This is a genomic window from Natrinema sp. 74, from assembly GCF_046097095.1.
Classification (GTDB): Archaea; Halobacteriota; Halobacteria; order Halobacteriales; family Natrialbaceae; genus Natrinema.
In genome coordinates this window covers 1,898,366-1,917,817 of the sequence record NZ_CP175698.1, presented here as the reverse complement: position 1 = coordinate 1,917,817, position 19,452 = coordinate 1,898,366, and the positions used below count along the sequence as shown (strand labels likewise).

At 64.8% G+C, this 19,452-nt stretch carries 18 protein-coding genes; 7 read left to right on the top strand and 11 right to left on the bottom strand.

Annotated features, from left to right (window positions below; all coding sequences use genetic code 11):
• Positions 1–174: 174 nt before the first annotated feature.
• The 4 genes from ACJ70B_RS09545 to ACJ70B_RS09530 all read right to left on the bottom strand — a co-directional run bounded on the left by ACJ70B_RS09545 (position 175) and on the right by ACJ70B_RS09530 (position 5,521).
• The gene (locus ACJ70B_RS09545; protein ID WP_408956764.1) at positions 175–999 is read right to left on the bottom strand and encodes an Imm49 family immunity protein; all 825 of its coding nucleotides are present in this window, start codon (positions 997–999) and stop codon (positions 175–177) included.
• A gap of 519 nt (positions 1,000–1,518) precedes the next feature.
• On the bottom strand, positions 1,519–3,582 hold the full coding sequence (gene uvrB / locus ACJ70B_RS09540; protein WP_408956763.1) for an excinuclease ABC subunit UvrB: 2,064 nt from the start codon (positions 3,580–3,582) through the stop codon (positions 1,519–1,521).
• A 122-nt stretch (positions 3,583–3,704) separates the two neighbouring features.
• Positions 3,705–5,060, bottom strand: a complete 1,356-nt coding sequence (locus tag ACJ70B_RS09535; RefSeq protein WP_408956762.1) for a sodium/calcium exchanger protein — start codon at positions 5,058–5,060, stop codon at positions 3,705–3,707.
• A gap of 266 nt (positions 5,061–5,326) precedes the next feature.
• Complete coding sequence (locus tag ACJ70B_RS09530; protein WP_408956761.1) at positions 5,327–5,521, bottom strand: HVO_2922 family protein; 195 nt, start codon at positions 5,519–5,521, stop codon at positions 5,327–5,329.
• A 187-nt stretch (positions 5,522–5,708) separates the two neighbouring features.
• Between ACJ70B_RS09530 and ACJ70B_RS09525 the strand changes: the two genes are divergently transcribed.
• Positions 5,709–5,978, top strand: a complete 270-nt coding sequence (locus ACJ70B_RS09525; protein ID WP_408956760.1) for a hypothetical protein — start codon at positions 5,709–5,711, stop codon at positions 5,976–5,978.
• Between the two features lie 32 nt (positions 5,979–6,010).
• Here the strand turns inward: ACJ70B_RS09525 and ACJ70B_RS09520 are convergent, their stop codons facing one another.
• The 4 genes from ACJ70B_RS09520 to ACJ70B_RS09505 form a co-directional block, all read right to left on the bottom strand.
• The gene (locus ACJ70B_RS09520; RefSeq protein WP_408956759.1) at positions 6,011–6,427 is read right to left on the bottom strand and encodes a DUF2267 domain-containing protein; all 417 of its coding nucleotides are present in this window, start codon (positions 6,425–6,427) and stop codon (positions 6,011–6,013) included.
• A gap of 73 nt (positions 6,428–6,500) precedes the next feature.
• Entirely contained in the window at positions 6,501–6,899 is a 399-nt protein-coding gene (locus tag ACJ70B_RS09515; protein ID WP_408956758.1) for a DUF2267 domain-containing protein, read from the bottom strand.
• Positions 6,900–7,025: 126 nt separating this feature from the next.
• The gene (locus ACJ70B_RS09510; protein WP_408956757.1) at positions 7,026–8,888 is read right to left on the bottom strand and encodes a multicopper oxidase family protein; all 1,863 of its coding nucleotides are present in this window, start codon (positions 8,886–8,888) and stop codon (positions 7,026–7,028) included.
• 485 nt (positions 8,889–9,373) lie between these two features.
• Positions 9,374–10,504 carry an ORC1-type DNA replication protein gene (locus ACJ70B_RS09505; protein ID WP_408956756.1) on the bottom strand — a complete coding sequence of 377 codons (1,131 nt, stop codon included), beginning with the start codon at positions 10,502–10,504 and terminating at the stop codon, positions 9,374–9,376.
• Positions 10,505–10,636: 132 nt separating this feature from the next.
• Between ACJ70B_RS09505 and ACJ70B_RS09500 the strand changes: the two genes are divergently transcribed.
• The gene (locus ACJ70B_RS09500; protein ID WP_408956755.1) at positions 10,637–10,960 is read left to right on the top strand and encodes a hypothetical protein; all 324 of its coding nucleotides are present in this window, start codon (positions 10,637–10,639) and stop codon (positions 10,958–10,960) included.
• 32 nt (positions 10,961–10,992) lie between these two features.
• Here ACJ70B_RS09500 and ACJ70B_RS09495 read toward each other — a convergent pair whose 3' ends face one another.
• A complete protein-coding gene (locus ACJ70B_RS09495) occupies positions 10,993–11,160 on the bottom strand; it encodes a hypothetical protein (protein WP_408956754.1) in 168 nt (55 codons plus the stop codon).
• Between the two features lie 64 nt (positions 11,161–11,224).
• Complete coding sequence (locus tag ACJ70B_RS09490) at positions 11,225–13,282, bottom strand: MutS-related protein (RefSeq protein ID WP_408956753.1); 2,058 nt, start codon at positions 13,280–13,282, stop codon at positions 11,225–11,227.
• Between the two features lie 152 nt (positions 13,283–13,434).
• Between ACJ70B_RS09490 and ACJ70B_RS09485 the strand changes: the two genes are divergently transcribed.
• The 5 genes from ACJ70B_RS09485 to ACJ70B_RS09465 all read left to right on the top strand — a co-directional run bounded on the left by ACJ70B_RS09485 (position 13,435) and on the right by ACJ70B_RS09465 (position 18,873).
• On the top strand, positions 13,435–14,313 hold the full coding sequence (locus ACJ70B_RS09485; RefSeq protein ID WP_408956752.1) for a hypothetical protein: 879 nt from the start codon (positions 13,435–13,437) through the stop codon (positions 14,311–14,313).
• 77 nt (positions 14,314–14,390) lie between these two features.
• The gene (locus ACJ70B_RS09480; RefSeq protein ID WP_408956751.1) at positions 14,391–15,971 is read left to right on the top strand and encodes a SagB/ThcOx family dehydrogenase; all 1,581 of its coding nucleotides are present in this window, start codon (positions 14,391–14,393) and stop codon (positions 15,969–15,971) included.
• A gap of 206 nt (positions 15,972–16,177) precedes the next feature.
• Complete coding sequence (locus ACJ70B_RS09475) at positions 16,178–17,137, top strand: DUF368 domain-containing protein (RefSeq protein WP_408956750.1); 960 nt, start codon at positions 16,178–16,180, stop codon at positions 17,135–17,137.
• Between the two features lie 111 nt (positions 17,138–17,248).
• Positions 17,249–17,578 carry a hypothetical protein gene (locus tag ACJ70B_RS09470; protein WP_408956749.1) on the top strand — a complete coding sequence of 110 codons (330 nt, stop codon included), beginning with the start codon at positions 17,249–17,251 and terminating at the stop codon, positions 17,576–17,578.
• Positions 17,579–17,763: 185 nt separating this feature from the next.
• Positions 17,764–18,873 carry a glutamate-cysteine ligase family protein gene (locus ACJ70B_RS09465; RefSeq protein ID WP_408956748.1) on the top strand — a complete coding sequence of 370 codons (1,110 nt, stop codon included), beginning with the start codon at positions 17,764–17,766 and terminating at the stop codon, positions 18,871–18,873.
• A gap of 1 nt (position 18,874) precedes the next feature.
• Here ACJ70B_RS09465 and ACJ70B_RS09460 read toward each other — a convergent pair whose 3' ends face one another.
• On the bottom strand, positions 18,875–19,444 hold the full coding sequence (locus tag ACJ70B_RS09460; RefSeq protein WP_408956747.1) for a DUF6789 family protein: 570 nt from the start codon (positions 19,442–19,444) through the stop codon (positions 18,875–18,877).
• Between the last annotated feature and the right edge of the window lie 8 nt (positions 19,445–19,452).

Below are 19,452 nucleotides of genomic sequence, written 5' to 3'. Positions count from 1 at the left end.
ATCGAGGGTGTGAGCACCGTCCATTAATATTGACCTGCCCGCTAGTCATGGGATGATCGACTAGCGATTACTGTCGTACTCGTCGAGATTCTCTCGTAGTTTGTTATAGAGAATCGTGCCGTCGGCGATGTTTTCGAGAATCTTAGGACCGTTCTGGTCAAGGCCAGAGATCCGCTATTCGCCGACGACTAATTCCTCTCGAAGGTAGTCGGGCCGTGGCAGTTCGATCTCACCGTCGATACCGTACTCGTCGAGTGCGTCAGGGAGATACCTACTGTCGATATCGATAGCCATCACACGGTCACGAGCGAGGAGCAAGAGTGCACAGCCGACGCGGTTTATCGGCTCGAGCCGACTCGGGAGTTCGTCTATGATCGACCCGTGGTAGTCGACCATTTGCCGAAGTGCTTCCGATACCTGCTCCCGATCGTCCTCGATGAAGCCAGTGAACGATCGAACGAGCGCATCTGAGTGTGGGTCGAGATTCTCGTCGTCTAAGAGACCGTTGTATATATTCAGATACTCCGCAGCCGCTGTGTCATCGCGGTCGGCGAGTGTCGCGATTGTACAGGCTTTCCAGTACTGTTTGTCGGTCTCGGCGTAATTGTCGCGATACTCACCGTCGAGCGTCAGGACCTGTTCCGAAACGGCCGTAATCAGGTGGTGGTCGCCGGAAAGCAGTGCGTTCGTAATCGCTGACAGCGACCGCTTCCCTCCTTTCGTCTGTGCAACCGGTCCCAGATCATCCCACCGAGTGACCAACTGGTACAGATACGACCGCTCCGCGAGCGCCGCGCGTGCGAACCACTCTCGCGCTGCTTCGACGTTTCCTAATTGAAGCTCGCACGATCCAATTTCGACTGCCTTGTACGACAACGCCTCAACGGCCGTTGTATACGGTTCTCCATCATCCTGTGAAGCGTTGATCGCCCAGTAGGAGTTGTCGACACTCCCCTTTTTCTCGTCACGCCGATTTTGTAGTTGTTTCTCGTCATACATGGGTCTTAATTCTCAGGTCCTAGTTTCGTGTATCAGACGTTATCGAACAGATCGCTCATATAATATTCCCCGCCTCGCGGGCTAGTAGAGCTTTCTGGCGAAGTTGTATTACCATTTCAGTTATTGGTAACTCACAATCCTTCGCGATTATATCCGTCGTCTGGATCGTACCTGAGCGCACGGTTTCACTCGATCAACGGAGTCAGCATCACCGTACTTGCTCGAGATGTCAGACGCAACACTTTCCGTATCGGGGGTGTGACCACCGTCCATTCAGGAGTCTTGAGCCCACGCTTCTGTCATCTGCTTCGCTTCTTCATCTGCATCGATCGCGTCGTTACTCGTCGCAGGCGCTGTGCTCCTCGAGCAATGCCGAACACGGCTCGTACGTATCGTGGGCCGGTCTGCGATCTCGACTCGGCTAATCTACCGACTCGGAAGTACCTCGAGCCGGCGAAATCCGTGAAAGCGCTAAATTCTCGACGACCGGGGTCGACTCACGCAGAGAGTCGGTCTCGTTCAGAACTCCTCGGTCGGCGGCGCGATCCCCTCGTCCTCGCCGCCCTCGAGGTCGAACTCCTCTCTCACTTCTCGAATTCGATCCCGAATGTCGGCGGCCAGTTCGAACTCGAGGTTTCCGGCCGCCTCCTGCATCCGGTCCTCGAGGTCGTCGATGTATCGCGCGGCTTCGTCTTCGTCTGCGAGTTCTCGACCCGAGACCTCAGTGGTGTCGGTCTTGCTGCCCGGGAGGTTGGTCTCGCCGACTTCCTTCTCGATCGTCGTCGGTTCGTGGCCGTGTTCGTCGTTGAACGCCTGCTGGATCTCGCGGCGGCGCTGGGTCTCCTCAATGGCAGACTCCATGGCGCTCGAGGGCTCATCGGCGTAGAGGACGACCTCGCCGTTGACGTTTCGCGCGGCCCGGCCCATCGTCTGGACGAGCGTCGTCTCCGAGCGGAGAAATCCTTCCTGATCGGCGTCGAGAATCGCCACCAGCGAGACCTCGGGGATGTCCAGTCCCTCCCGCAAGAGGTTGATGCCGACGAGCACGTCGATCTCGCCCAGCCGCAGCGAGCGGATGATCTCGTGGCGCTCTAAGGTGTCCGTCTCGTCGTGCATGTAGGCCACGTCGACACCGGACTCCTCCAAGTACTCCGTGAGGTCCTCGGCCATCCGTTTGGTCAGCGTCGTCACGAGGGTGCGCTCGTCGCGTGCGATGCGCTCGTCGATGCGGTCCATCAGATCGTCGACCTGCCCGGTCGCGTCCGCGACCTCGACGTTCGGGTCGACGAGGTGGGTGGGGCGAACGATCTGTTCGACGATCTGTGCGCTCTCATCGCGCTCGTAATCGCTGGGCGTCGCGCTGACGTACAGCGTCTGATCGGTTTTCTCCTCGAACTCGTCGAAGGTGAGCGGCCGGTTGTCGTAGGCCGTCGGCAGCCGGAAGCCGTTCTCGACCAGCGAGTCCTTGCGAGACTTATCGCCGGCGTACTGGCCCCGGATCTGCGGGAGGGTGACGTGGGACTCGTCGACGACGGTCAGGAAGTCGTCGGGGAAGTAGTCCAGCAGGGTGTAGGGTGCGTCGCCCGACTCGCGATCCGAGAGATAGACCGAGTAGTTCTCGATCCCCGAACAGTAGCCCGTCTCCTGCATCATCTCGAGGTCGAACGTCGTCCGCTCCTCGATGCGCTGGGCGGCGATCATGTCGCCCGTGCGCTCGAAGTACGAGATCCGCGAGTCCAGATCGTCGCGGATCTCGTCCATTGCCTGCTCGAGTTTGGTTTCCGGGATCGAGTAGTGCTCTGCGGGGTGGACGAGGACGGCCTGCTGTTCGTTTTTGGTCTCGCCCTCGAGCGGATCGACCGTGACCATGCGGTCGATCTCGTCGCCCCAGAGTTCGACGCGGACGGCGTAGCGGCCGTACATCGGGTAGATCTCGATCGTGTCACCCCGAACGCGGAAGGTGCCCTGCGTGAAGTCGACGTCGTTGCGCTCGTAGTTCAGGTCCACGAGTTGGGCCAGTAGGTCGTCGCGGCCGATCTCCTGGCCGACCTCGAGTCGCAGCGACATGTCGACGTAGTTGCGCGGGTCGCCGAGGCCGTAGATCGCCGACACCGAAGCGACGACGATGACGTCTTCTCGCGTTAACAGCGAGCGGGTCGCGGAGTGGCGCAGCCGGTCGATCTCGTCGTTGATCGAGGCGTCCTTGTCGATGTAGGTGTCGGTCTGCTCGACGTAGGCCTCGGGCTGGTAGTAATCGTAGTAGGAGACGAAGTACTCGACGGCGTTGTTCGGGAAGAGGTCTCGAAACTCCTCGTAGAGCTGGGCTGCCAGCGTCTTGTTGTGTGCGATCACCAGCGTCGGCTTCTCGATCTCCTCGACGACCCACGAGACGGTGTTGGTCTTTCCCGAGCCGGTCACCCCAAGCAGGGTCTGCTTGTCCATCCCCTGGCGGAACCCCGCAGCCAACTGCTCGATCGCCTCGGGCTGATCGCCCGCGGGCTCGAAGGGCGCGTCGACCGTAAACGGCCGGTCGACATCGGGACGATCCGGCTGGAGGGGACCTCGAGAATCGGAGTCGCTCATTATCGGTATCAGGGCATCGAGCTACTTTACGCGCTCGCATTACGCGAGGCGGCGAAGCGGGCGGAGACGATGCGTCGCCGGACCGCGCTTCGAGAGTCGTCGGGTCGTCGGTGACCGGCGAGTCAGTCCGCGTGCTCCGCCTGAGACGGCCTGGTCTCTCGGCCGATCGCCGCCCGAGTGGTCGAGGCGGTCCGTTCGAGGAGTTCGCGGACGCTGTCGCGTCGCCGGAGGAACAGGCCGATGCCGAGCAGGACGTACACGGCAGTATAGCCGTAGAGTAAGGTTATGCTGAGATCAGTGACGGCCGGTTCGGTGTAGGCCTGAATGACGTAGAACTCCGCGAGGACCTGCGTGACGAACAGCCCGAGCAGCACGAGCGCCTCGCGGGCGCTGATCTCGAAGTTCAACAGGATAGCGATCGCGAAGAAGCTCTGGGCCGCGGTGATCCAGATTTCCGCGACCTGCTTCGAATCGAACGGGAGCGCTCCGATGCTCCCAGCGGAGATCGAATAGACGATCGCGAGCGTCCCGATGAGCAGCGTCCACTGATTGAGCTTCGAGGAGATGAGCGCGTTGAACCCGGCGGTCGTCCGCGCTTTGTTCACGAGATAGGCGACCACGATCAACTCGGGGCTCTCCGAAGCCAGCGGAGCGAGCCACTGAATCATAAAGAACTCGGGGATACCGTACTGGAGGCCCACCTGCTCGAGGCCCTCCGCGAACGGATGCACCGCAGTGAAGATGATCGCGCCCGAAAACGCGAACCCGACGAGGACGACCGACACCCGTCGGAGCGTGGGATACCGCTGGAAGTACGCGGGGACACCGGTGTGTTCTTCGGCTTCTTCGACGTCACCGCGGATGATCACGAGCAGATAGAGCAGATAGAGGCCGACGAGGAAGAGCGTGTCGACCACACCGATCCCGCCGCCGAGCGGGACGAAAAACGCGAACGCCGTCGCGACGAGGAGGAACACGATCTCCAGGGAGATGTCGCGGTCCAGCGTGACCACGTCCGCGAGGACCCCCGACCGCCGTTCGACCGCCGGATCGGACGTGCGCTTCGCACGGTAGATGCTGAACAGTGCGATTCCCGACCAGCCGATACCGATGAGGATTCGGTTCGCGCCAGTCATGTTCGCGACCGCGAGGTTTGCCGCCTCACTGGAGCCGGCACCGGCCTGCCAGGCGTACAACGCGTCGACGGCGTACTCGGGCGCCACGGCCAGGACCGCCAGCACCGCGATGGCGAACGCCCGCGGGACGTCTTTCTCTGCGGTTTCGGCCGCCCATGCGAGCAGGAACGCCGCGCCGAGGATCGCCGTTCCGGCGACGGCCACGACGAGACCGGCCGCGATGTTTTCGCTCGGATGGACGGTTCCGTAACCGCCATAGGAAACGAACGTTCCGATCCACGGAATCGTCAAGAGCAGCGCGACAGCGACGGCGACGAGTGGATGTCGTAATCGAGTAGACATGTGTTTAGTACTGGTCAGAACGCCCCATCATATAAGACACAAGATATGCTCTTCACGGGCGATTTTGTCTCTCTCAGGGCGTCGAACGGACGAAATTCCGTGCCTACCGACGTTTAGAGATATGCTCGATTCACCGACTAACTCGTCGGATTTCGGCAACAACGGGGATAGAGAGATGGATGTGCCGGTGCCGGACTCGAGAAACCGTCCGCGGCGTAGTCCCGGTCTAATAGCTTCGAATCCGTCTACCGGCTGTGCGGCCGCACTCAGCCCTCCGTCACGAACTGGACGTCCGCTCCGGCCGCGCTCCGTTTCACGCTGTCGATACCGCGTTTGACTCCCTGTTTGGACGCGTAGCCTTCGCCGCTATCCGCGATTATGTTCCCGTTCGTGGCGACGAGACGCCACCGCCATTCGCCCGCTCTATCCTGAAATATCTCGAACGTCGCCGAACTGGTCATTCACTAGCGAGCCAACGTCGTTCGCTACTAATAGCCTTCCCCCAACGACCTCGGCACCGGTGGTGGTCTCGAGCCGAGACCGCCGAAACGGTCGGCGGAAACGACGCGTCCGAGCCCGGTCGAGTCTCGGACGGACGTGGCTATTGCTCGCCCAACCGTTATGTCTCGACTCGTCTTGAGTCGGCGTATGACGGAGCAACTCCAGCAGGCGCGAGACGACCTCGAGGAGGCGGCGAAATCGGCCGGCGACGACGATATCCGCGAGGACATCCGCGAGACGACGGACGCGTTCGCCGACTACGTAATGGGCGAGACGCAGCCTGATCACGCCATCTTAGACGAGCGGCTCAACACGCTGCGCCAGGTCCGCGAGCGGGCGGACGGGAACACCGAAGCCAAGGTCGAATCGGCCATCGAGTCAGTCGAGGACTACCGCGAAGGCATCGAGCAGGCCTGACGCCGCGACCGCAGTTTCGACGGCCGAATCCGTCAGTACTCCCCCGGCGTTCGATCCGCCGTGTCAACGTCCGCGTTCGTCTCCGCGAGCAGATCCTCGAACCCGTAGTGTTCGAATTGGTCGACGACCGTCGCGCGGTCGCGCTCGTCGACCGCCTCGAGGAGCGTCCCCAGCACGGTCGTCGCCGCGTCCTGTCCGGTGATGGCGACGGTGTCCATGCGCTGGTCGACGCGGGAGACGAACTCCTCCTCGGAGAATTGCCGACCTGGCTCGCTCTCGGTGAGGTGCTGGCGGAGCTCGTTCGACAACTGCGCCGCGAGGTCCTCGGCCTCGTCGGCGCTCAGCCGCTCGCCGAGCGTCTCGAGGACCGCCCGCGTTGCATCGGCGGCCGCGGTCTCGTCGACGTCAGTGCGGTCGCTCACCGTCTCGAGCAGCGCTGATTGATCCATATCCGTGGCCACGCCGACGCAGAGCCTCACGGTTCGGGCGGCACGTGCCGGGGTCGCCCCGCCATCGACGCCGTTACTCTCCGGCACCGGGCCCCGACTCGGGGACGATCGCGTCGTAGCCGTACTCCTCGAGTCGCGCCCTGAGCGCGTCGGCTTCGTCCTCGCCGACGTGCTCGAGCAGCGTCCCGACGACGGCTCTCGAGAGCCGGTCTGGATCGTCGACGTCGGCGCGGTCGGTTCGCTCGGCGACGTGCGACCGGAACTCGTCGAGGGAGCGGTCGCGGCCAGACGCGCCTTCGGCGAGGTGGTCGCCGATCTCAGCGGGCAAATCGCCGTCGAGACGCTGCGAGCGGGTCTCGTCGAGCCGTTCACCGAGGGCGGACAGCACCGCCGCCGTCGCGTCACGTGCGTCGGCCTCGTCGGCGAGGTTCGCTTGCTGTTCGACGGACTGATAGAAGTCGTCGCGCTCCATAGCGGCCGTTGGACGATCCCGAATGTGATCGTTCGGCCGGCGACTGCCAAGTCGGCGAGGGCGTCACAAGACGGCGGTGTCTCTCGAGATCGGTCGCCGCTGAGTGGTGTGTAGGATTACGGCGGGTTACCGGCGTCCCAGGCTCCACCCACCGCCGGTACCGCGGTTCCACGTTTCACGGTCTCGGGCATCGCCGTCATCATCGCGGTCGCGGTCCCTGTCCCGATCGCGGTTTCTATTCCGGTCACGATTTCTGTTCCGGTCACGGTCCCTGTTTCGGCCGCGGTTTCTGTTTCGGCCGTTGCCAGCGACGACTTCGAACTGGCGCATCATCGCGTGTTCCTCGTGCTCGAGGACGTGGCAATGCCACGGATATTTGCCGGTGTAGTTCTCGAATTTGACGAGGATACGGACGGTCTCGTTCGGATCGACGCGGACGACGTCCTTCGGTCCGCGCTCGTTCGGTGCGGGCTCGTGAGTCCCGTCGGGACCGCGGCCGATGATCTCGAAGTTAACGAGGTGCAGGTGAATCGGATGAGAGTGATGGCCGGTGTTCTCGAGCTCCCAGATCTCGGTCGAGCCGAGCTGTGGCTGGGCGTACTCACCGCCCTCGTAGGAGGCCTTGCCGTTTAACACGTGGATGTCGGGTTCGCTCTGTTTCATCCGCATGCCGAGTGTCATCTGGCGGGTCTCGTTGACGGCGTGCTCGTCGTATCCGGGCCAGCCCGGGAGGTCGAGTTCGGTCGGATCGGCGCTGCGATCCGGCTCGCTGACCGAGTCGGCGACGCGGAACTGCATGAGCTCCGGCAGTTCGGGGAAGTGGTTGTCCCCGCCCATGGACATCCCGTCCATGCCATCGTCGCCGTGGCCGCCGTCGTGACCGCCGTGTGGTCCAGCGTACGGGAACGCGGCGTCGTTTGTCAACGTGAGCGTCTCGCCGGCGTACTCGGAGAAGTCGACGATGACCTCGGCGCGCTCGTACGGCGAGACGATCAACGACTCGAGGTCGCCCCCGTGGCCGATGGAGACGACCTCCTCTAAGAACCCGTGGTCGGGCGCGATCTGATGGATCGCCGGCGCGTCGTGGCCGTCCTCGTTTTCGAGTGCGAGAGCGAACGTCCGGCCGTTCGACTGGTTGACCAGCCGGAACCGGTAGCGGCGGGGCTCGACCTCCATGTACGGCCACACCGCGCCGTTGATAAATGCGGTGTCGCCCGCGAAGTTCGGGACGAACGAGTCGGGGTAATGGAGCGAGCCGTCCGCCTCGAACGAGCGGTCCTCGAGCATGATCGGCACGTCGTACTTGCCGGTCGGGAGGCCAAGTCGCTTCTCCTCCCAGCCCTCGATGATGTAGAAACCGTGAAGCCCGGCGTAGTTGTTGAGCCGGCTGACGCCGAGTGCATGGTCGTGATACGTCGCGGTCATGCGCTCTTGGCGGTTGGGAAGTTCGTGGACGTCCTTGGCGAACTGCGGACCCTCGGTCCCGTCGGGTGCCTCCCACGCGCGAGCCTGGCCGTCGCTGGGGCGCTCGACGTTAAGGCCGTGCTGGTGGATCGACGTCCGGACCTCCGGCACGGGGCCGTCGTAGCCGTCGTAGTCCTCGGGAGCCGTCCCGTGGATCATGTCGTCGACCTCCAAGAGGTGTTCCTCCGGGAGGGCACTGTTGTCGTACCGAACGTTAATCCGCTCGTAGCGGTGTGACTTGATAACCGGTCCGGGGACCTGTCCGTCGAAGCCCCACAGCGTCGTCGGCGGGAGATCTGGGTGAACCTTCGTCTCGATCTCCTTCATCGGGATCTCGTAGTAGTCCGCGCCTCGCCGCTTTCCGTCTGGCTCTCTAACCTCCGGGATCGGCATCGGCTGGACGAACTTCTCGAGATCCGGCGTGGATTCCGAGGCCGCCACGGTGTTAATTGGAAGTGTCCCCATCATCCCGAGGGCGGTCCCCACCTTCATAAACCGCCGTCGGTTTAACCCATCTTCTGTCATACAGCCCCACTCATTCGTCACCCATAATTAATCCTCTGATACACATACAATATTTCTGAGTAGTTTGGAGAAGTAACCGGCGCTCGATGCCGTACGAACGGAAATTGCCACCAGACAGAACCACTGTCTAGCCATAGATCGGGTGAAATCCCCTCTCGAATGGGGTCACGATTATGACACCGTCACTAATCCCCACTCGTATGATGAGAACAACATGTTTTGAATAGGGTCAGATGTTGGAACAAAAGGTAGTGCGGGCCCGGTCGACCGGCAGACACCGCCGCCGGCCCGCTAGTCCGTCGTCTGCCATCGGCGATGAACCCCACCTTCATATATCCACTGGCCGACCGCGGTATCTCGGCGACGATACCACTCTCAGAGCCACCGCGAGCGAGCCGGCGACGAACTCGAGACGGAGCGCTACGGAGCGCGTCTTACAGCGTGGAATACCGAGTCCGTCGAAGCCGGCAGCCGTCCCGAGAAAATCACTCGAGTCGGTCTAACACCGCGTCTTTCTCGTAGGACAGCGAGAGCGATCGCGAGCGGCCGCGCCCGTCGACATCGGCGTAATCGGCATCGATCAGGCTGAGCTGGTCGAGTTTGTTGACGATCTCGGAGTAGCGCGTATAGCCCAGATCGGTCCGGTCGTGGAAGACCTCGTAGACCTCGCCGGCCTGTTCGCCGTCGTGCTCGGCGATCACCTCGAGTAAGGCCCGCTCGGTGTCGGTCAGTCCCGAAAGCGACCGCGAGAGGTTGATATACTTGGATTTCTCGTAGGCCTCCTCGACGTCCTGGCGCTCGACGGTGGGGCTCGCCCGCATCTCGGCGTTGAGCCCGGCCCGCCGCAGTAGGTCGATACCGACGCGGAGATCGCCGCTATCGGCGGTGAGGTCGGCGACGTAATCCAAGGTACCTCGTGAGATAACGCCGTCGTGAAAGCCTCGTTCGACCCGTTCCTCGAGGATGTCGACGATCTCTGGCTGATCGTAGACGGGGAAGTAGACGTCCTCCGGACGGAAGACGCTCTGGACCCGCGAATCGAGTTCGTCGATCACGTCCAGTGCGGGATCCGACGAGACGACGACGACGCCGATCTTCGCGCCGGGGTACTCCTCGTGGGCCCGCAGTAGCGAATAGAGCGTGTCGGAGGCCTCGTTCTCGTAGAAGAGGTAGTTGACGTCGTCCAGGGCGACGACGAGGACCTTGTCTTCCTCGACGAGTTTCTCGGCGATCTGGCTGAACAGCTTCTTGAAGGAGATGCCCGAGGAAGGCGGTTCGTAGTCGAACGTGCCCTCGAACAGCCGCGAAAACACCGAATACCGAGTCGCGTTGACCTGACAGTTGACCCGAATCGTCCGGACCGCTCGCGTCTGGGCTCCCACTTCGTCGAACAGTTTCTGGATTGCCGTTGTCTTCCCGGTACCCGGTGGTCCCCGGACCATGACGTTCAGCGGCCGCGACCCCCGCACCGCCGGGCGCAGCGCGTACGTCAGACTCTGGGTCTGGCCCTCGCGGTGCTTGAACGTCTCGGGAACGTAGTCGATTTCGAAGACGTGCTCGTCTCTGAACACGGATTCGTCCCACGACAACATCCCCGCGTCGGGGTCGTCTCCCATCACTTTCACCCTGCTTCCGCAGCGTCTTAAGGCTTCGGCCGCCCGATCTCGCGTTCGAGCGGCCAACACACACGTTAGTGTTTGACACAGTCACAAGAATTAATACAGATTATATCAATTTAGGTCATAGCAATGACGGTACCGGAGCCTTCGGATTCGATTCCCGACTTCCTGCTCGAGCAGTTCGGCGACCTCTCTCCGGAACTCCTGCGGGACGTCGGCGACTACGCTCGGAAAGACACGTACATCGCACCCGATGGAATGCCGGACTCCATGAAAGAGTCGTTCGCGTTACAGGACGACGACACGCTCGCCGCAATCGCGGACTACGCCGACGAACTCGCCGTGTTCCTCGAGGAGCGCGACGCCGACTCGCTCGAGGCGATCACCGGCGGTCCGAACGACGAAGAGGAGAAGTGGGGCCACAAGAGGATTCTCGAGTGGCACGGCGGCTGAGCGCCGGGCGACCGCGGAAGTATCACACCGAGTCAGGCGGCCTCGACCTGCTCGAGCCACCGGTCGAGGTCGGCCGGGGCGATCCGGTCCCGGTGAGCGACACGGGCGTGTGCACGCGCGAGTCGCGCTGCTTCCTGCCCGGTATCGGAGCGCAGTCGGAAAGAACAGCCCTTCCTGTGACACTGAAACTCGTACGGCATGCGCTAATGGAGGGACCGAGCTAGGGTATGTGTTGTACTTGCATACCCCAGGAGGGAACCGCGGCTAGTCGAATTTCTCGAGCAGCCGATCGTAGAAGTGCGGTTCGGGCTCGCCGTCGGCCACAGCGGTCCCGCCGTTTGTCGCCGCCGCCCGCGACTCGTCGGCCAGTTTCTCGACGATCAACTCCGGCGTCGACCGCGCTAAGTGGTCTTTGACCGGCGAGCGATTTACCTCGAGTTTGCCGTCGACCAGCCCAACGGCCTCGATGCCGTCGACGGTCACGTCGAAGTCGGCCATCTCGCGGATCTCGCCCGCCAGATGGGAGACGAACACCGCCGTCGCGCCGTTGGCCGACAGCGCCTCCAAGATGCCGGCGATGATCTTCGCCGACGCCCCCGGCTCGGTGATGCTCTCGAGTTCGTCGACCAGTACGAGCGAGCCCTCGCCGCCTTCCGCGAGGTCGGCGAACTCGCGGACGGTCGACTCGAAGGCCCCGGCGTCGAGGGTCCCCTGCGTCTTGGCGTGGTAGTGCAGGTCGTCGAACCGACCCAGGCGCACCCGCTCGGCGGGGACCGGCAGCCCCATGTGAGCCAGCACGACCACGCTCGCGACCAGGTCAAGCATGGAGGTTTTCCCGCCGCTGTTGACCCCCGAGAGCAGCGCCACGCCGGAAACGGCGTAGTCGACGGGATCGATCGCCTCGAGTGGCTCGTCGAGCAGGGGCGAGCGGCCGCCCTCGACGTCGAAGCCGACGGTGTCGTCGCCGTCCGAAGCGCCACGCGCCTCACCGTCGGTGAACACGGGCATCGTACACTCGAATTCGCGGGCAAACCGGGCGATGGCGAGTTCGACGTCTAACTCGAGGGCGTCCCGGACGAGCTGGCGGGCCCCCTCGCGCTGGTCGGCCAGATCGGCCGCGAGCTCGCGTTTGAGGCGGCCGGCACGGCGCTCCTTGGCCGCGGTCAGTTCCTCGCGCAGTCGGCCGACGGCGTTCTCGTCGCGCTCGACGGGAAACGTCGGTTCGTCGCCGAACGCTCGTCGGGCGATCTCGGCCTCGCCCTGATCGAGGTCGAGTGCGTCAACGAGGTGGTCGCGAGCCGCCTCGACCGCGTCCGCGTACTCGTCGGCGAGTTCCCGCGAGAGCAGGGAATCGACGCCGGCCCCGCGCTCGACCAGCGAGAGCAAATCCGCGCCCTCGATCGTGACGTCCTGCTCGCGGATCGCCTCCCGGAGCCGGTCGTTGGCGACGTTCTCCGCGGTGCCGGCAGCCGCGTCGAGGTCGTCGACCGCCGCCGTCAGCCGGTCGAGTTCATCGTCGCCTGCGACCGTGCCGTCCTCGGCCAGCCGCGAGAGGCCGTCCTCGAGCGCCGCGAGATCACAGGGCGGCTCGAGGTCCGCGGCCTGGTGGACCGCGACGGCCGCCCGCAGTCGGTCCCGGTTGCGCGCGAAGAAGGCAAGCGAGCGCTCGGGGACGACCTCGGCCGGGGTCTCGAGCGCGTCTGGCCGGACCTGCACGTCGCCCTCGATGGTGACGCCCGCGAAGGACTCATCGAGCGCGATCACCGTCGAATACCCCCGCGCGAGTTCGGCCAGCCCCTGCGCGTCCTCGACGATCTCGACGGACAGCTCCGGAATCGCCTCGCGCGCCTCCGAGTAGCGCTCGGCGTCGGTCGTCGCCAGACACCGCTCGCGGACCGTCACGTCGCCCGGTTCTCGGAGGGGGTCGACCCCTTCGAGCGCCTCGAGCACCTCCGGACTCGGCTCGCGCTCGATGGCCTCGGCCGCGAAGGACTGGACCTCCTCGATGCGCGAGCGCCGCGGGCTCGGATAGATCGTCTCGAGACGCTGGGCAGCGTAGTCGGTGACGGTCCGCTCTTTGAGCAGGCCGAGCACCTGCTGGTAGACCTCCCGGGCGCGGTTGGTCGCCAGAAACCCGCCGGGATCGTCGTGCTCGAGCCGGATCGCCCCACGCGCGATCCGGGCAGCCCGGCCCTGCGTGATCCCCGGCGCGGTCGCGATTGCCGCCACGTCGCCCGCCCGGAGCGCGCGCTCCGGATCGTCGAGTTCGGACAGCGCTCGGGCCGTCTTCTCGCCGACGCCCGGGATCGACTCGAGGTCCATGTTCTCGAGCGGCGTAACAAACCGGAGCGAGAAAAAGTTCCCGCCCGGCGCGTTTCTAGTGTCACACGCTATCACTCCACTCACGGAATGAGCCCGACGGAAACGCGAACAGAAGCGGGAAATCGATCGAAAACGAACACGTCGGACGGGCCGTGCCTCAATTCACGATTGCCGCGGAGAACCACGAGCAGTCCGCCGAAATCGCTCGAGCGATCCTCGAAACCGCCGAGCGAGAGCCCGTCGAGATCGGCGTCGCCGGCATCGAACCGCTTCTCGTCGACTACGTCGATGCGGCGAGCGTCGCTCGGCTTCGAGAAGCGGGAGCACGCGTAGAGGACAGTACGCTGGTCGCGACAGTAGAAGCAACGCCCGAGACGGTGAACGCGGCGCTCGCGCTTTTCAGCGATAGTCTTCTCACCGCGCGGTTTGTCGACGACGCCGGTACGGCGATGTTCGAACGCAGCGACACCAACGCGGAGTCCTGTCGGGTGACACCATCTGAGTACGAACGACTCTGCGAGACGCTCCCGTTCGAATTGGCGACGGCACTCCGGCCGCTGGGCGAGAGCGCTCCTACGGAGCGATTCGGCTCCCTCGAGACGGACCAACTCGAGGCGTATTCGATTGAGAAGGCGTCACCATCGGCGTCGCTGTCGATCCCGTCGGCGCTCCAAGTGCTCCTCGAGCAGAGCGAGCGAGACGCCGAGACGATCGAACTAGTCGGATCGGGGCCACTGCTCGATCGGGTCGACGCCGAGAGCGTCGCGACGATCGTCGACGCAGGTGCGACGCGCGACGAATTCCGACTCGTCGGTACGGTTCCGGCAACGTCGGAGACGGTCGCTGCGGTCCTCGAACTGCTGACCGACGCGCTGTTTGAATTGGTCGTCCGTGACGAGATCGGGCAGCCACTGTTCGTTCGGGAGCAACCCGGGTTGGAGTACTGCTACCTGACCGCCTCAGCGTCCGATCGAGTGGTCGAAGCCCTCAATTCCGCGGCGATCGAGCCGGATCAGTACGCTCCTAAGTGACAGGGTCGGTTCCCCGCCGACTCGCGGCAGTACGATTTCGTACGAGCTTTTTTCGGCTCGACGTGGGAGCCCGAGACATGCCGACCGACGCGCTCGAGTACCACGAGCGGACGAAACACTCGCCGCGAAGCGTCCGCGAGGGCGCAAGCGGGCTGAACTTCGACAATAAGCCGACGCCATACAAGGAGTACACCGACCTGCCGACGTGGGAGCTCGCCGAACGGATCCGCCCGCCCCAGCAACCCGCGCTCGCGGCGATCGCCGAGCCGACGCCGGACGGTGATCCGACTCGAGACGGCCGACCGGACCTCGAGACCGTCACGACCTGCTGTTACTACGCGGCTGGAATCACGAAATCCATCGAACGGCGCGGCCGCACGCACCTGTTCCGCGCTGCGGCGACGACCGGGGCGCTGTACCACGTCGATCTCTACGTGGTCTGTGGTGCCCTCGAGGCTCGCGAGGATAGTGCGACGCAAGCGGAATCTGGCCTCGCGGCCGGCGTCTACCACTTCGACCCGCGAACCCTCTCGCTGGACGTCCTCCGCGAGGGCGACTACCGCGGCGCGCTCGCCGCGGCGACCGGGGACGCCGTCGTCGACGCGCCGCTGTCGATCGTCGCGACATCGACGTGGTGGCGCAACGCCTGGAAGTACGCGGATCGCACCTTCCGCCACGCCTTCTGGGATTCGGGGACGACGCTCGCGAATTTACTCGCGGTCGCCCACGCGCTGGACTACCGCGCCGAGGTCGTGACCGGCTTCGCGGATCGGCCCGTCGCCGACCTGCTCGGCGTCGATCCCGAACGCGAAGCGCCCCTCGCGATCGTTCCGATCGGCGCGAGCGATCCGCCCGACGAGACGCCCGCGGTCGAGTCCATTGATCCCGAGACGGACCCACTCTCGCCGAACGAGAAGCAGTTCCCGCTGATCCACGAGGCGTGGCAGGCCGGGACGCTCGAGGACGGCACCGACGCCGAGCGGTGGCGCATCGACTGTCCCGGCGGACCGATCGGTACCCGCGACCCCGGCGACGGCGAACGGGTCGCGCTCGAGCCAGTCGATCCCGAGACGGCCTCGAGCCGCCCGCTCGGCGAGACGATCCGCCGGCGCGGCTCCTGTCGCGAGTACGAGCGCGAGCCGATCAGTTTTCGCAAACTCTCGACGGTGCTCGACCGCGCGGTCCGCGGCGTGCCAATGGACGTTCGCCGACGGGGCGAACGAGACCGGTCCGCCGACGTCCCGCCGCTGTCGTTCGGCGACCCGTACCTGCTCGTCAACGGCGTCGACGGCCTCGAGTCCGGGACCTATCACTACCACCCGGCCGCGGGCGAACTCGAGCGGCTGCGCGCCGGTGAGTTCCGCAGCGAGGCGGGCCACCTCGCGCTGGACCAACGGCTGGCCGCCGACGCTGCGGGCTGCGTGTATTTTCTCTCCGACCTCGAGGCGGTCGTCGACGCGCTGGGCGACCGCGGCTATCGGATCGCCCAGCTCGAGGCGGCGCTGACGGCCGGTCGGCTGTACCTGGGGACGTACGCCCATCGCGATCTGGGCGGGACGGGGTTGACGTTCTACGACGACGTCGTCTCGGACTTCTTCGCGCCGCGTGCGGCCGGACAGACGCCGCTGTTCCTGTACACGATTGGACGGCCGGCCTGAGGACTCGAGCGGGGGCCGTCTTCACGCGACGGCCGACGACAGTGAGAGGCGATAGCACGCGCTGACGACGTCGTGCACTTTTATACGGCCGCACGTGGCTCCATCGAGCATGCAGCCAACACGGCGGCCCGCACCGTCGGGCACGAGGCGGTGGCATCGCATGCTGTCGACCCAGAACCCGAGTCGCGGACGCCGAGACCGAACGCATGGAGTATGAACGCACCGAGTCCGTGGGCGACCGCCTCGAGTTGCTCCGGGCCTACGGCTACGGGCTCTGTATGGGGACGGCCGACGCTCTGCCCGGCGTCTCCGGAGGCACCGTCGCACTCCTGCTTGGCTTCTACGGGCGGCTGATCGCCGCCGTGACGGCGTTTACGCCCCGACGAGCCGTCACCATCCTCGGGGGCTACCGGCCGGAGCGGCGGACGCGAGCCAGGGAGGCGCTGCTCGAATTAGATCTCGGATTCCTGCTCCCGCTCGGCGTTGGCATGGCCACCGCAATCGTGCTCATCGCCGACATCGTCTCGTCGCTGGCGGAGTCGCATCCGATCGCGATGTTCGGCTTCTTCGCCGGGTTGATCGCTGCCTCGGCGATCACGCTCGGCCGGAATCTCACCTTTACCACGCCCGAACACGCCGGAGCCGCGATCGCGGGTGCCGGACTCGCGCTGATGGTCGCCGCCGACCTCGTCACGCTGCCCGGAAGCGGTCCGGTCGTGATCGTCATCGCCGGCGCGATCGCGGTCAGCGCGATGATTCTGCCGGGGGTCTCCGGCTCGCTGATCCTGATCTTGCTCGGCCAGTACATCTTCCTCTCCAACGAACTGAGCGCGTTCGTCCACGCCGTCAGCGATCTGGTCGGCGGCGGCTCGCTCGCGGCCGTCATCGATCCGGGAACGACCGTCGTGTTGTTCGTCGCCGGCGGCGTCGTCGGACTGCTCTCTATCGCCCGCATCGTCCGCGCCGCGATGGCCCGCCGGCGCGAACTGACACTGGTCTTCCTCGTGAGCCTCATCGCCGGCTCGGTTCCGGCCCCGCTCACCAACATCAGTGAGTCGCATGCGTGGACGACGGAAACGATCGCACTGACCGCCGCATGGGCGGTCGTGGGTGCAATCGCGCTGTTCGGGCTCGAGTATCTCGTCGGCGGCTTCGAACCGGAGTGAGCCGCCAGAGTCGAGCCCAAGTGCCGAAACCGCCCGACGGCTTGCCCATGCTCTCGCGGTCGTCGCCTGCAGGCTGTAGTACTTTCCTCTCGATCCGACTAGCGACGCTCGATGAGCCACATCGACGCGGACGCAGACGAGATCAAATCCCTCGAGATCGGCGCTGTCAGCCAACTGTTCGACGGCGCGACGTTTCCGATGACTACCGACGAGGTGCTCGCTGACTTCGGCGACGTCGAAATCATCTACCCGCGCCGGTCGGACTCCCTCCAGGCGGTCCTTGAGCGATCGGGCCACGAGACCTACGAGAGCCGGAACGAACTCGAGTTGGCAATTCTAAACGGCGTCGGCCGGGACGCCGTGGGTCGGCCCCGGTACAGCGACCGCGGCGATAGCCCCCACGATACCGACGAACACGTCCGATCACAGCAGTCGTTCTGAGCGGGCGGTCCGGCCGCGCCGAACGGTAACACCGCGGTGTATCACCGTTCGCGAGTCACTGCCAACAGTGCGGCCAGTCACGTCGACAGCGCAGCGACGTAGCGGTCGCGCGATCGATCGAGGAGGACCGAGTCATCGAAACTGGCACCCCGGGCCGGTCGGCGGAAACTGACGAGCTCTCGAGCATGAACACGCGCATCGAAGTCGAGTACTGGGTCGTCGATAGCGACGGGACCCTCACCGGACCGGGGGCGCTCGCGGACATGTCCGACCGAACTAAACGGACGGCCGTCGAGCCGCTGCTCGAGATCCGGACGCCGCCCAGTGAGACCGTTTCGGAGCTTCGAACGGCGCTCGTCACGGAGCTCGAGGCGGTGCTCGCTCGAGCGGCGGAGCTGGACAGACACCTCGTACCGTTTGGCACGCCGATCAACGGCGACGCGATCGAGCGGCGACCCGGCGACCGAGATCGGATTTGGACGGACGCGATCGGCACGAACGCCGATTGCGCGACGTACTGCGCCGGGACGCACGTCCGCGTCGAGGAGCGCGACGTGACCGACCAGCTCAACGCGCTCATCGCGCTGGATCCGGCGCTTGCGCTGGTCAGCTCCGCACCGTATTTCCGGGGCGAACGGGTCGCCAACGGCGCTCGCGCGTACTGCTATCGAAAGAAGGGCCACGAGGCGTTCCCGAACCGCGGCCGGCCCTGGCGATACGTCGAAACCGTCGACGAGTGGCACCGACGGCTCGAGCACCGCTACGAGGAGTTCAAAGCGGCGGCCGTCGACGCCGGCGTCGACGGCGAGGCGGTCGAGGAACACGTCTCGATCGACGACGTGGTCTGGACGCCCGTCCGACTGCGGGAGTCGATGCCGACCGTCGAGTGGCGGTCGCCCGACGCCGCGTTGCCCAGCCAGCTACTCCGGTTGGCAGAGGACCTCCGGACGGTACTGGACCGACTCTCCGAGACCCCGGTTCGAATCGACGCCACGGGCGGCCATGACGGAACTGGAGGGCCGACCGCTCGTCCCGGTCACGTCACGAGCGACGAGATCGCCCTCCCCGCGTTCGAGACCGTCCGCGACCTCGCCGAGTCGGCGGTCCGCGACGGCCTCGAATCACCGGCGGTCGCCGGCTACCTCGAGCGAATGGGGTTCTCGATTCGAGACTACCACCCCATCACGGCCCGGATCGACGGCCGCCAGTACGTGACCCGAGCCGACGCTTGCGACCTGCGACTCGAGTACGCGAGGCGACTCGAGGAAGACGTCGCCGAACTGGCGCGGTCGTAATTCAGTTACCGCCCCGGTACTCGTACTCCCGTTCCGGATCCTCGACCCCTTCCGTCCGCGAGCCGACCCAAGCGCCGAGCGAGAGCCCGTAGACGAGGTGGCCGGCGTGAAAGAGCGCGAGTTCGTCGGCCTCGAGATGGATGTCGAGCAGGTCCTGTAACACCACCTGTACGCCGACGGCCGACAGGACCATACCGTAGACCGCCCCCCAGACGAGCCCGCGTTGTTCGGGCTCGATCGACTGCCCCGCGTCGTACAGCGAAAACAGCACGCCGAAGAGGGCACCGGCGCTGACGCCATAAAGGAGGTGGAAGGTGATAGCGGCGATCGAGTGCTGCTTCGGGTCGTCGCCGGCGACGTACTCCGACCAGAAGTTGGCCGACGGCGGTAGCGACCGCAGGATCGGCAGGCGGAACGCGGTCATGATCAGCGTCGCGACGAAGCCGCCCTGAATGCCGCGAAGCACCGCGTCGGCGACGTGTTCCTCGCGCGGGATGTTATCCGCGTCTTCGGTGTGGCCCTCCGTCTCAGTGATCGAACGCAACCGCGACAGGTGATCTGATACGGCCATGATGGTCT

Excerpts from the sequence above, each read along its gene's own strand:
- ACJ70B_RS09500 (WP_408956755.1), top strand. The coding sequence starts at position 10,637 with ATGACGGTACCGGAGCCTTCGGATTCGATTCCCGACTTCCTGCTCGAG.
- ACJ70B_RS09460 (WP_408956747.1), bottom strand. The coding sequence starts at position 19,444 with ATGGCCGTATCAGATCACCTGTCGCGGTTGCGTTCGATCACTGAGACG.
- ACJ70B_RS09520 (WP_408956759.1), bottom strand. The coding sequence starts at position 6,427 with ATGGATCAATCAGCGCTGCTCGAGACGGTGAGCGACCGCACTGACGTC.
- uvrB (WP_408956763.1), bottom strand. The coding sequence starts at position 3,582 with ATGAGCGACTCCGATTCTCGAGGTCCCCTCCAGCCGGATCGTCCCGAT.
- ACJ70B_RS09475 (WP_408956750.1), top strand. The coding sequence starts at position 16,178 with ATGGAGTATGAACGCACCGAGTCCGTGGGCGACCGCCTCGAGTTGCTC.
- ACJ70B_RS09525 (WP_408956760.1), top strand. The coding sequence starts at position 5,709 with ATGACGGAGCAACTCCAGCAGGCGCGAGACGACCTCGAGGAGGCGGCG.
- ACJ70B_RS09490 (WP_408956753.1), bottom strand. The coding sequence starts at position 13,282 with ATGGACCTCGAGTCGATCCCGGGCGTCGGCGAGAAGACGGCCCGAGCG.
- ACJ70B_RS09495 (WP_408956754.1), bottom strand. The coding sequence starts at position 11,160 with ATGCCGTACGAGTTTCAGTGTCACAGGAAGGGCTGTTCTTTCCGACTG.
- ACJ70B_RS09480 (WP_408956751.1), top strand. The coding sequence starts at position 14,391 with ATGCCGACCGACGCGCTCGAGTACCACGAGCGGACGAAACACTCGCCG.
- ACJ70B_RS09470 (WP_408956749.1), top strand. The coding sequence starts at position 17,249 with ATGAGCCACATCGACGCGGACGCAGACGAGATCAAATCCCTCGAGATC.
- ACJ70B_RS09505 (WP_408956756.1), bottom strand. The coding sequence starts at position 10,504 with ATGGGAGACGACCCCGACGCGGGGATGTTGTCGTGGGACGAATCCGTG.
- ACJ70B_RS09545 (WP_408956764.1), bottom strand. The coding sequence starts at position 999 with ATGTATGACGAGAAACAACTACAAAATCGGCGTGACGAGAAAAAGGGG.
- ACJ70B_RS09510 (WP_408956757.1), bottom strand. The coding sequence starts at position 8,888 with ATGACAGAAGATGGGTTAAACCGACGGCGGTTTATGAAGGTGGGGACC.
- ACJ70B_RS09530 (WP_408956761.1), bottom strand. The coding sequence starts at position 5,521 with ATGACCAGTTCGGCGACGTTCGAGATATTTCAGGATAGAGCGGGCGAA.
- ACJ70B_RS09465 (WP_408956748.1), top strand. The coding sequence starts at position 17,764 with ATGAACACGCGCATCGAAGTCGAGTACTGGGTCGTCGATAGCGACGGG.
- ACJ70B_RS09535 (WP_408956762.1), bottom strand. The coding sequence starts at position 5,060 with ATGTCTACTCGATTACGACATCCACTCGTCGCCGTCGCTGTCGCGCTG.
- ACJ70B_RS09515 (WP_408956758.1), bottom strand. The coding sequence starts at position 6,899 with ATGGAGCGCGACGACTTCTATCAGTCCGTCGAACAGCAAGCGAACCTC.